Origin of the sequence: Bathymodiolus heckerae thiotrophic gill symbiont, assembly GCF_900180345.1 — a bacterium.
In the GTDB taxonomy this organism is placed as follows: Bacteria; Pseudomonadota; Gammaproteobacteria; order PS1; family Pseudothioglobaceae; genus Thiodubiliella.
The window spans coordinates 1-10,336 of record NZ_FXLV01000051.1; the positions used below are offsets into that span (position 1 = coordinate 1).

Sequence of the window (10,336 nt, forward strand, 5' to 3'; positions counted from 1 at the left end):
TTTCTATAAAAATCTAAAAAACACCTTGTTTCTCAGTTTTTTTAAAAATATTTGACAAAAAATTTAACTAACCTTATACTCATAGAGAGCTTTGCATAAATAGGGATGATTAGCAAAATTCAATTTTTGCCAGATTGGTGATTTTCTTAAACCTTGTCCTAGCAGGGCTAAGGCTGGGTTTAAAAAATCGCCAAGCAGGTGAAAAGTGGATTTTTGATGATTATTCATATTTATGCAAAGGTCTCTTTAGGTAATAAAAAAAATTTAGAAGCAAGACCTCTAAAAAGCAGAAGCAAATCTTGCCTCAACATAACTGAATTAACAATTATTATTAACACCATTAGGGACATGACCAGTGGAGACATATTGGGCAGCAGATTGGCAGTGCTGGTGCTGGTCGTCAAAAAAGATGTCGGCACCAAATTCTTTGAGAAATAGTCCCTTGTCAAGCCCACCTAGGAAGAAGGATTCGTCGATGCGAATACCCCAAGCACGCATGGTATGGATAACGCGCTTGTGCGAGGGCGCACCTCTGGCAGTAACGAGTGCTGTTCTGATTGGGTTGTCTGCCTCTGGGAATGAGGACTGGATAGTGTGTAATGATTTTAGGAAGGATTTGAAGGGGCCTGATTGAAGCTCGACATTGGCGGCGTTTTTTTCGTTTTCTGCGAAGGCATCGATACCTTGTTCTTGGTAGATTTTTTCTGCCTCGTCGGAGAATAACACAGCATCACCGTCAAAGGCAATACGCAGCTGGGTTTCGTGGACGTGTTTGGATCCAGTGCCGACAATGGAGGCTGCAGCAAAGCCAGATTCTAGTGCTTTTTGTACATCTTCATAATGACTGGAAAGGAATAAATCTGCTTCAAAGGCATCTAGCAAAGTATGCGTTGGCTCGCCACGGGTAAAGGCAGCCCGTTCAATTTTTAAGCCATAATGTTCGATTGAATTAAAAATACGCAAACCTGTATCAGCGCTGTTGCGAGAGAGCAAAATAACATCTATGGGGGTTTTGGTGCTGTTGAGGTTTAGTAGTTTTTTGACCAAAGTAAAACCAACGCCGGGTTTTAAAACAACTTCTTCGTTTTCTTGCTGGTGCTTGGCGTACGCCTCTACGCCTTGTTGTTTGTAGATCTTATGTGATTCATCGAGGTCAAACAACGCCCTTGATGAAATAGCAACCACCAATTTGGTTTCAGTGTTCACTGTGATATTGTTTGCCATAATGTTTTTTTATATTTGTTTAAGCAATAATCTAGCCACTTTTCAATAAAAGCGTTAAGTTCCCATTGTATATTCATATCGCTACATTGTGCAAGATATGGGTGCGCAGTGTTCAGTGTGGTTTTGTGACAAACTGACAGCACTTCTAACAATTTGGCATCAAAATAGACCTTAAATTTAATATCAGGTCGCCTAATAGAATCTAGTTGGTGCGTTAGAATAAAAGTGCCAGTATAGGGTGTTTTTTCTTCAACAAACAAATATAAATCTTGTTTATTATCGTGGCGTATGGCGCTGTCATGCGTGGTTTCTTGTAGTGTGGGAATTAGCTTTAAAATTTTGTGATAGTTTGATGCAAATAGTCCCGATACTTCTGCGTAAGTTTTAGGGTTGCATTGTGTGTACAAAGACCTAAGGAGACCTTTGCATAAATAGGGATGATTAGCAAAATTCAATTTTTGCCAGATTGGTGATTTTCTTAAACCTTGTCCTAGCAGGGCTAAGGCTGGGTTTAAAAAATTACCAAGCGGGTGAAAAGTGGATTTTTGATGATTATTCATATTTATGCAAAGGTCTCCTAAGGTGTTTATTTTCTATATCCATTGTGTTGTGTAGTGAAGTTGCCCGTCGTCAAGCAGTGTGTAATGATTAAAACCAATTCTTGACTCGTGATTAAATTGGACGGCAGTTGAAGGGCAGGCAATAATTTTGATGCCGTTTTTGTTGAATTCTGCTGATTCGTGTGCGTGGCCAAACAGCACAGCTTGTATTTTTGGGTGTCGTTTAAGTAGGGCAAATAAGTCGTCTGGGTTTTCTAAAGACAGGGTGTCGTCCCATGTGCTGTTCATTGATACGATGGGGTGGTGCAGGACGACAAGGCTGTATTTGGCGCTGGAGTGGCTGAGTTGTTGGTCTAATTTGGCGAGTGCGTGTTGGCTGACGAAGCCGCTGGTTTTACCTATTTGCACGGAATTGATGCTGATAATATCCCACAACCCTAGTGTAAATTGAGTAAACAAACAGGATGAAAACTCAGCATTTAGAGGTTCAAAATTGTCATGATTACCCTCAATGACAAAAATATCAGTTTGAATAGGTGAGAGGATTTTTTTTAGTATTTTGTAAGATTGAAGGGCGCCGTTATGGGTTAAATCACCGCTAATGAGTAGGGCATCGCTAGGCAGAGTGGTGATTTTATTAACCACGGTTGCGAGGTTTTTTTGGCTATCAACACCCAGTGATTGCGCCGTGTCGTCAATATGGCAGTCGCTGATTTGGATAAAATGTTTCATTTACCATGCACAAATTTAACACGACTACTAACGCCAGTTAACAATTCATAACTGATGGTGTTGCTGTATTCTGCAACGGTTTCCACTCGCAGTTTTTCGTCGCCCCACAAAATCGCACTATCGCCAATCAGTACTTTGGTATCTGCAATGTCCACGGCTATCATATCCATAGACACTCGCCCCGCCAAGGTACACAAAGTGTTGTTAACCAATACAGGTGTGCCATTTTTGGCGTGGCGGGGGTAGCCGTCGCCATAGCCAATGCCAATGATGGCTAGGGTGGTTTTATTTTCAGCTGTCCAGTTTGCACCATAGCCAACCGTCTCCCCCGCTTGAATGGTTTTGAGATGGAGTACGGGTGCTGATAATTGCATGACGGGCTTTAAATCGGCGTTATCATCAGCAAAAGGAGAAGCGCCGTAGAGCATAATGCCAGGGCGCACAAACTCAAACAGCGATGCTGGTAGTGACAAAATTGCAGCGGAGTTTGCCATTGAGCGATTGTTTTTGCTGTTTGTTAGTGTTTTAAATTCTGAGAGTTGTTGTTGGTTCATAGGGTGGCTTGTGTCATCTGCACAGGCGAAATGGCTCATCACGCATTCAATATTAACCAGCGTGTTGGCCTTAAAATCAGACAAACATTGCTGGTATTTTTCATTGGACAAACCGAGCCTGTGCATACCTGTGTCAATTTTTAGCCAAACGCCCAATGCTTGGGTGCTATTACTAATCAAGTGCACCTGTGATGAGTGATGTACGACAATCTGGCAGTTTAAATCGATTGCCTCTTGCAGTTCCTGCGTGGTGTAGATGCCTGACAACAGCAGGATAGGGAGGTGGGTTAATTGCCGTAGTTGCCGTGCCTCTGACAACTCACTGACTGCCAATATATCGGCATTTTCAATCAGCGGTGTGATTAAATTTAGATGGTGTCCGTAGGCGTTGGCTTTGACCATTGCCATGATTTTTGCTTGTGGCGCTTGCCGTCTAACAATGGATAAATTATGTGCCAGTGCGGATTGGGATATGGTGGCAACAGCACGCACCTGTTAAAACACCTCTGTGTCAAAATTAGGTGTGTTATTGTCGGCGGCGTTGATTTGCCAATCCTCAGGTGCGCCTTGCATTTGGTCGTCGAATGCCAAGTTTTCAAAACGGGTGTATTGACCAATCCATGCCAGTTTAATCGTACCAGTTTCGCCATTACGATGCTTGGCGATTTTTAAATCTGCTTTACCGACTTCTTCTGGGTTGGCGTAACTTTCGTCATGGTATTGTTCGTCTCGATAAACAAAGCCAATAATGTCCGCATCTTGCTCAATCGCACCAGATTCACGCAAATCAGACATCTGTGGCATACGCCCTTTGTTGGCTTTAGGGCGGGATTCAACGCCACGATTCAGCTGAGATAGGGCAATTACTGGCACTTCTATTTCTTTAGCCAGTGCTTTTAATGAGCGAGAGATTTCAGAGATTTCTTGCACTCGATTTTCACTTTTTCCATACACCGTCATCAATTGTAAATAATCCACCATAATTAACGCCAAATCAGGGTATTTTCTTTTAATTCGACGGGCTTTTGCCCGAATTTCTGTTGGTGTAATAGAGGGGGTTTCATCAATCAGAATATCGTTTTTATCCATTGCAGTGACGGCGTGGCTAAAACTGCTCCAGTCTGTTTCTGTCATTTCACCTGCACGGATTTTTTTGCTATCAATGTGTCCAAACGAAGAAATCATTCGTAGTATTAATGCATCAGTCGGCATCTCTAGTGAAAATACCAGTACGGGTTTGCCTTGTTCAATAGCCACATTGCCGACAATGTTCATTGCCAGTGCTGTTTTACCCATCGAAGGACGGCCTGCAATAATGATTAAATCGCCTTTTTGCAAGCCAGAAGTTTTTTTGTCTAATTCCGTAAAACCTGTTTCTAGCCCAGTAAGCCCGCCTTTGCTTTCTGCCCATTCTTGCACTAAATTGGTTATATTTTTAGTTACATTTTTGACATTCACAACATCTTGCTTGCCACGACTAATTTGCTCAGCAATGGCGAAAATTTCCCTCTCAGACATATCAATTAACTGCTGTAATTCCATGTCTTTTGGGCGGTAAGCCGCATCAGCAATCTTTTGACTGGTTCGAATTAGTTGCCGATAGACTGACAATTCACGCACATGTTTAGCGTAAGTTTGAATGTTTGAAACACTCGGCGTGTTTTCAGCAATTTGTGCCAAGTAGGCAAAGCCACCTACCGTTTCTTCGTCGCCCATTTTTTTAAGGCGTTCTTTGACTGTCAAAATATCCGCAGGCTTGCTGTGTTCTAATAACAAGGCAATGGCGTCAAAAATAAGTCGGTGAGAAGCAGTGTAGAAATCATCTGCTACCAGCGCATCGGCTACCTCATCCCAAGCCTCGTTATGCAGCAACAATCCACCAAGCACAGATTGCTCTGATTCGATTGAATTTGGTGCTATATTGGTGTTTTCTATATCCATAGATTAGTATAAAAAGTAATAAAAAACCCTCACAAAGAGGGTTTTAATTTTAACTTAATTTTTAGTAAGTTATCGCTCTTCTTCTGCGGCTTCAACCACAACTTTAATACCAACATTGACATTAGTGTGTAGCGTAATGCTAATATCATATTCGCCAATATGGTGAATAGCTTCAGATAGGTTAATGTTGCGTTTTTCAACTTCATGACCCGCCGCCGCTAAGCTTGCAACAATGTCTGCTGTGCCTATAGAGCCGAATAATTTACCTTCTTCGCTTGCATTTGCTTTCAGTGAACAAACCACATCTGCCATTGCGTCTGCCTTAGTCTGTGCTGCCTTAGCTGTTGATACATCTTTCGCTTCTAAGTCCGCTTTAATCGCCTCAAACTCAGCTATATTAGCCTCAGTTGCTGGTTTTACTTTGCCTTGTGGAATTAAAAAATTTCGTGCGTAGCCAGCTTTAACATTTGCCACATCGCCTAAACAGCCTAATTTACCCATTGTCTCTAATAAAATTACTTGCATAATTAACTCCTATTTTTTGTGTTTATCAGTGTAAGGAATCAACGCTAAAAATCTAGCGCGTTTGATTGCAGTGGTCAATTGACGCTGAAATTTAGCATTTGTGCCAGTCATTCTTGATGGTGTGATTTTGCCACTTTCGTCAATGTTTTTTAACAAAGTCTCTACATCTTTATAATCAATTTCTTTAACACCTGCTGCCGTAAAACGACAAAAACTGTTGATTTTAATTTGAGGTCTGTGTTTTCTTTTTTGTTGCTTAGCCATAATAATCTCCTATTTCCCACTCGGTTTTTTATCTTCATTTTTAGCAGTCATCATAATTGAAGGCTCAGTAATTGCTGCTTTCTTGGAAATAATTAAATTCCTTAAAATAGCATCGTTAAAACGGAAATTGTAATTTAGTTTATCGAGCGTTTCTTGATCACACTCAATGTTTAACATTAAGTAATGTGCTTTGTAAATTTTGTTAATTGGATAAGCGAGGTGCTTACGACCCCAGTCTTCTTCACGGTGAATATTACCCCCATCAGTGGTAATCATTTCTTTGTATTTGCCTATCATTGTTTCAACCTGTGCTGATTGGTCAGGATGCACAATTAGTGTAATCTCATAGTGTCTCATGAGTGTTTTCTCCTTATGGTTATTATAAAAAAAAGCCTGCCAAGTAAGCACTCAGTCAAGCAAGGGAACGCACATTATACACTTTCTTACCCCTGTGTCGTTAAATTTTAATCAATAGGTTGTAATGTCCATTGATTTACATAAATTCAGCATAAATCCTAGGAAAGCAAGGTTTTTTGAGGTTTTTTTTGAGGAAAATTGGAAATATTTTTTTAAAATATAAAGATTGAAATTAGGGTTGGAAATTATGGATTATGCAAAGGTCTCATTATGATTCTCATGGCGTCTTTGAGCTCAGTAACTGCTATTATTAAAACTTCTGCAATGAAAATATTGCCACATTTCTAGAAACGCCCTTTATCGTTTGATAAATTGAATTACTCATATTTTATCCAAGCGTTGTTTTTTTCTATTTTAACCACCGTCACTTCTATACCATCTAAAGCAGATATATCATAATTAACCACTTTGAAATAACTACCTTGATAACTTAACATTTGGTTTTTAATCATACCCTTGCCATATTGTTTAATAAAATCATCCTTAAGGCCGGGGCTTTTGTTGACAAAACTTTTAAGCGGTTTGTAAAACAATGCAAATAAAGTAATAGAGATAACACTTGCCAATACAAGCTGAATCCAAATGGATGGCAATGGCATAAAATACTGAATAATAGCCACTATTACCAAAGCCACTCCCAGCCAAATAATAAAGAATGAATAAAATACAATCTCTAAAAAAATTAAACAAATTCCAATCGTGAGTAGCAGTGTGCTGGATAAGCTTTCCATAATGTTATTTTTGTAGTATATCTTTAAAAATACTCAAACTACCAATCAACTCTGTTGCCTCATAAGGCACGACAATTTTATCTTTTGAATTGCTACTTGCCAAAGCATTAAACGCTTTAATTCTATCTTTTGCTAATAAAAACTCTGCTGAATTTTTATTTTTTGCAATAGCCTCATTAATAATGGTAATGGCTTTTTGTTGACCTTCGGCTATTTTTTCTTGCTCATATTTCTTGGCATCTGCCATTCTTTCAATTGCTTCTGCTTTTAAAAATTCACTTTGTTTAACCGCTTCGGCCTGCCTAATAACCGCTTCTTTTTCTGCTTGAGCGTTCAACTCAATACTACGCTTTTCTCGCTCAGCTTTCATTTGCATGTTCATCGCCTCTTCGATGTCATTAGGCACTGATATGTCGCTAATTTCTACTCTGGTTACTAACAAGCCCCAGTTATTGGCAGCATCAGAAAGTTCTAGTTGTAGTTTAGCGTTAAGACTCTCTCTGTTGCTCAAAGTTTCGTCAAGTTGCATGGATCCAATCTCACTTCTAATGGTTGTCATGGCCAAAGATGAAATAGCTCTGTGAAAACTTACAACATTATAGATAGCCTCTTTGGCATGTTGTATTTTACAAAAAACTAGACCGTCAACAGTAATATTAACATTGTCTTTCGTAATAACTGATTGACTAGGGATATCAATAATTTGTTCACGAATGGTAATTCTTTCACGCACCACATCTAAAAATGGAATAACCACATGAAAGCCAGCACTAAGCTCACGATTAAATTTACCCAGCCTTTCGATAATATAAATATCGCTTTGTGAGACAATTTTGATGGATTTTAAGATAAAAAACACCACTAGCGTTGCCAATACTATAGAAAATATTTGAAAATCAGTCATTCTTTTACTCCTTTAATTTTTTTGAATACTCTGCCAAAAGACAAGAATTTAAAAGTATAACAGAAGCTGAATAATTTTGCCAATGCCCTTAATGCCTTTTTTTCACTTCCCACCACTAGACACATCAACTACATAAAGATTAACCCATCTAACACAAAATTTTTCTATAAAAATCTAAAAAACACCTTGTTTCTCAGTTTTTTTAAAAATATTTGACAAAAAATTTAACTAACCTTATACTCATAGAGACCTTTGCATAAATAGGGATGATTTTTGATGATTATTCATATTTATGCAAAGGTCTCTCATAATAGAATCTAAAAAGGAGAATACATAAAAATGAATTTAATTTACACCAGCAAAAAGTTTACTCATGCTTTAATATTAGCCTCTGTTATTATTTTACCAACTACAGTATATGCCAACAACAGCATTAATCTAGCCTTTGGTAAATCCACCACACAATCTAGCACCTATTCACACTCTGTCTTCCCTACTTCTGACAAAGCAGTAGATGACAACACTAGCGGTTACTTCTTAGATGTTAGCACTACTCACACCGATGATGCCGATTCGTTCTTTACTCAAATGGGTAATGAAGTGAGTCTTAAAGGGGGAGACGAACTTGTGGTAACTGTAGGTATCAAAGTTGGCAATAGTAACAGTCAATGTGATGTCAATAATGTAGGTGCAATTCGCTATAACACCGCCAGCAACTTGTTTGAGTTTTGTAATTCATATATTTGGCAAAATATTAGTAGTAATTTTTCAGTAGAGTATTGGCGTTTTCCTGAAATAGATTATTCTAGTGCTCATAATAATTTTGGTGGACTTTATAACGCATCAAATACTCCTAATCTTGCTGCCTTTGCCGTCCTTAAGCCCGACGGCTCAATCACAGCTTGGGGTGACTCAACTGATGGAGGCTCAGGCGCACCCACCGACAGTGGCTATGCCAAGATTTATTCAACTGGTTATGCCTTTGCCGCCCTTAAGCCCGATGGTTCAATTACAGCTTGGGGTAACTCAAGTTATGGAGGCTCAGGCGCACCCACCGACAGTGGCTATACCAAGATTTATTCAACTGGTTATGCCTTTGCCGCCCTTAAGCCCGATGGTTCAATCGCATCTTGGGGTCACTCAGATCATGGGGGCTCAGGCGCACCTACCGACAGCGGCTATACCAAGATTTATTCAACTGGTTACGCCTTTGCCGCCCTTAAACCCGATGGCTCAATCACGGCTTGGGGTTACTCGGATTGGGGAGGCTCAGGCGCACCCACCGACAGTGGCTATACCAAGATTTATTCAACTGGTTATGTCTTTGCCGCCCTTAAGCCCGATGGTTCAATCGTATCTTGGGGTCACTCAGATCATGGAGACTCAGACACACCCACCGACAGCGGCTATACCAAGATTTATTCAACTACAGATGCCTTTGCCGCTCTTAAACTCGATGGCTCAATCACGGCTTGGGGTGACTCAAGTTATGGAGGTTCAGGCGCACCTACCGACAGCGGCTATAGCAAGATTTATTCAACTCGTTACGCCTTTGCTGCTCTTAAACCCGATGGCTCAATCACGGCTTGGGGTGACTCATATTGGGGAGGCTCAGGCGCACCCACCGACAGCGGCTACACCAAGATTTATTCAACTGAAGGTGCCTTTGTCGCCCTTAAACCCGATGGCTCAATCACGGCTTGGGGTTATTCAGATCGTGGAGGCTCAGGCGCACCTACCGACAGTGGCTATACTAAGATTTATTCCAATTATTATGCCTTTGCTGCCCTTAAGCCCGATGGCTCAATCACAGTTTGGGGTGACTTAAATAATGGAGGCTCAAGCGCACCCACCGACAGTGGCTATACCAAGATTTATTCCAATTATTATGCCTTTGTTGCCCTTAAGCCCGATGGCTCAATCACAGCTTGGGGTGACTTAAATAATGGAGGCTCAGGCGCACCCAGCAATTAACAACTTATGCTAATATTCACCAACTTAAATATTTTTTAAGTTGGTGAATTTTGATAAATCATATTTTTAATTTCAACAAAAAACCCAAGTTTTTACTTGGGTTTTTTATTGCATAATAACAAAAGAAATTTTTATCCTTTTTAGGGGTTATAAAATATGAGGGTTTGTACAATCTAAGACCCTGCATACCCCCTAAAAACAAACTCTAAAATTAAAAAAATCTATAAAAATCCAACTTTTATCCAAAAAATAGGTCTATTTTCTTGCTTTTTTATGTTGATTTTGGGTCTTTTTGTTAAAAATCCTTAAGGTGTTATTTCCCTGAAGTTCCCCTAATAAACTGGACACCAAATTACAACAATTTAGGAGTCCAAAATGACCAGAAAATACACAGCCTTTACCAAAGCGTTTAAACTAGAAGCCCTACATTTGGCAAATCAACCTAACACCTCTGTGGCACAACTTGCAAGAGATCTAGGCATTCGTAGAAACATGATATATAAATGGAGA

13 protein-coding genes are annotated in these 10,336 nt (G+C 39.8%); 2 read left to right on the forward strand and 11 right to left on the reverse strand.

The window, feature by feature from the left end:
* Positions 1-63: 63 nt before the first annotated feature.
* From CRYPD_RS08130 to CRYPD_RS06445, 11 genes are all read right to left on the reverse strand, one after another.
* Positions 64-228 carry a hypothetical protein gene (locus CRYPD_RS08130; protein ID WP_171004374.1) on the reverse strand — a complete coding sequence of 55 codons (165 nt, stop codon included), beginning with the start codon at positions 226-228 and terminating at the stop codon, positions 64-66.
* 90 nt (positions 229-318) lie between these two features.
* Positions 319-1,224: a 5'-nucleotidase gene (locus tag CRYPD_RS06400; protein ID WP_138146765.1), complete on the reverse strand. Its 906-nt coding sequence runs from the start codon at positions 1,222-1,224 to the stop codon at positions 319-321.
* Positions 1,203-1,784 (reverse strand): DUF1249 domain-containing protein, encoded by a 582-nt coding sequence (locus tag CRYPD_RS06405; protein ID WP_138146766.1) that lies wholly within the window; start codon positions 1,782-1,784, stop codon positions 1,203-1,205. The genes CRYPD_RS06400 and CRYPD_RS06405 overlap by 22 nt, the downstream gene beginning before the upstream one ends.
* A 33-nt stretch (positions 1,785-1,817) precedes the next feature.
* Complete coding sequence (locus CRYPD_RS06410; protein ID WP_138146767.1) at positions 1,818-2,516, reverse strand: metallophosphoesterase family protein; 699 nt, start codon at positions 2,514-2,516, stop codon at positions 1,818-1,820.
* A complete protein-coding gene (alr, locus tag CRYPD_RS06415) occupies positions 2,513-3,562 on the reverse strand; it encodes an alanine racemase (protein ID WP_138146768.1) in 1,050 nt (349 codons plus the stop codon). Before alr ends, CRYPD_RS06410 begins: the two co-directional genes overlap by 4 nt.
* A 3-nt stretch (positions 3,563-3,565) precedes the next feature.
* A complete protein-coding gene (gene dnaB, locus CRYPD_RS06420) occupies positions 3,566-5,011 on the reverse strand; it encodes a replicative DNA helicase (protein ID WP_138146769.1) in 1,446 nt (481 codons plus the stop codon).
* Positions 5,012-5,080: 69 nt separating this feature from the next.
* Positions 5,081-5,536, reverse strand: a complete 456-nt coding sequence (gene rplI, locus CRYPD_RS06425; protein ID WP_138146770.1) for a 50S ribosomal protein L9 — start codon at positions 5,534-5,536, stop codon at positions 5,081-5,083.
* Between the two features lie 9 nt (positions 5,537-5,545).
* Entirely contained in the window at positions 5,546-5,800 is a 255-nt protein-coding gene (rpsR, locus tag CRYPD_RS06430) for a 30S ribosomal protein S18 (protein WP_138146771.1), read from the reverse strand.
* Between the two features lie 9 nt (positions 5,801-5,809).
* On the reverse strand, positions 5,810-6,157 hold the full coding sequence (gene rpsF / locus CRYPD_RS06435; protein WP_138146772.1) for a 30S ribosomal protein S6: 348 nt from the start codon (positions 6,155-6,157) through the stop codon (positions 5,810-5,812).
* Between the two features lie 377 nt (positions 6,158-6,534).
* Positions 6,535-6,948: an NfeD family protein gene (locus CRYPD_RS06440; RefSeq protein ID WP_138146773.1), complete on the reverse strand. Its 414-nt coding sequence runs from the start codon at positions 6,946-6,948 to the stop codon at positions 6,535-6,537.
* 4 nt (positions 6,949-6,952) lie between these two features.
* Positions 6,953-7,852: an SPFH domain-containing protein gene (locus CRYPD_RS06445; RefSeq protein WP_138146774.1), complete on the reverse strand. Its 900-nt coding sequence runs from the start codon at positions 7,850-7,852 to the stop codon at positions 6,953-6,955.
* A 339-nt stretch (positions 7,853-8,191) separates the two neighbouring features.
* Between CRYPD_RS06445 and CRYPD_RS06450 the strand changes: the two genes are divergently transcribed.
* Together CRYPD_RS06450 and CRYPD_RS08465 are read left to right on the forward strand one after the other, a co-directional pair.
* Positions 8,192-9,826, forward strand: coding sequence for an RCC1 domain-containing protein (locus CRYPD_RS06450; protein ID WP_138146775.1), 1,635 nt, complete (start codon positions 8,192-8,194; stop codon positions 9,824-9,826).
* Between the two features lie 375 nt (positions 9,827-10,201).
* Positions 10,202-10,336, forward strand: a 135-nt coding sequence (locus CRYPD_RS08465) for a transposase (protein ID WP_171004375.1), incomplete at its 3' end; no start/stop codon positions are given.

Excerpts from the sequence above, each read along its gene's own strand:
- CRYPD_RS08130 (WP_171004374.1), bottom strand. The coding sequence starts at position 228 with ATGAATAATCATCAAAAATCCACTTTTCACCTGCTTGGCGATTTTTTA.
- CRYPD_RS06400 (WP_138146765.1), bottom strand. The coding sequence starts at position 1,224 with ATGGCAAACAATATCACAGTGAACACTGAAACCAAATTGGTGGTTGCT.
- CRYPD_RS06405 (WP_138146766.1), bottom strand. The coding sequence starts at position 1,784 with ATGAATAATCATCAAAAATCCACTTTTCACCCGCTTGGTAATTTTTTA.
- CRYPD_RS06410 (WP_138146767.1), bottom strand. The coding sequence starts at position 2,516 with ATGAAACATTTTATCCAAATCAGCGACTGCCATATTGACGACACGGCG.
- dnaB (WP_138146769.1), bottom strand. The coding sequence starts at position 5,011 with ATGGATATAGAAAACACCAATATAGCACCAAATTCAATCGAATCAGAG.
- rplI (WP_138146770.1), bottom strand. The coding sequence starts at position 5,536 with ATGCAAGTAATTTTATTAGAGACAATGGGTAAATTAGGCTGTTTAGGC.
- rpsR (WP_138146771.1), bottom strand. The coding sequence starts at position 5,800 with ATGGCTAAGCAACAAAAAAGAAAACACAGACCTCAAATTAAAATCAAC.
- rpsF (WP_138146772.1), bottom strand. The coding sequence starts at position 6,157 with ATGAGACACTATGAGATTACACTAATTGTGCATCCTGACCAATCAGCA.
- CRYPD_RS06440 (WP_138146773.1), bottom strand. The coding sequence starts at position 6,948 with ATGGAAAGCTTATCCAGCACACTGCTACTCACGATTGGAATTTGTTTA.
- CRYPD_RS06445 (WP_138146774.1), bottom strand. The coding sequence starts at position 7,852 with ATGACTGATTTTCAAATATTTTCTATAGTATTGGCAACGCTAGTGGTG.
- CRYPD_RS06450 (WP_138146775.1), top strand. The coding sequence starts at position 8,192 with ATGAATTTAATTTACACCAGCAAAAAGTTTACTCATGCTTTAATATTA.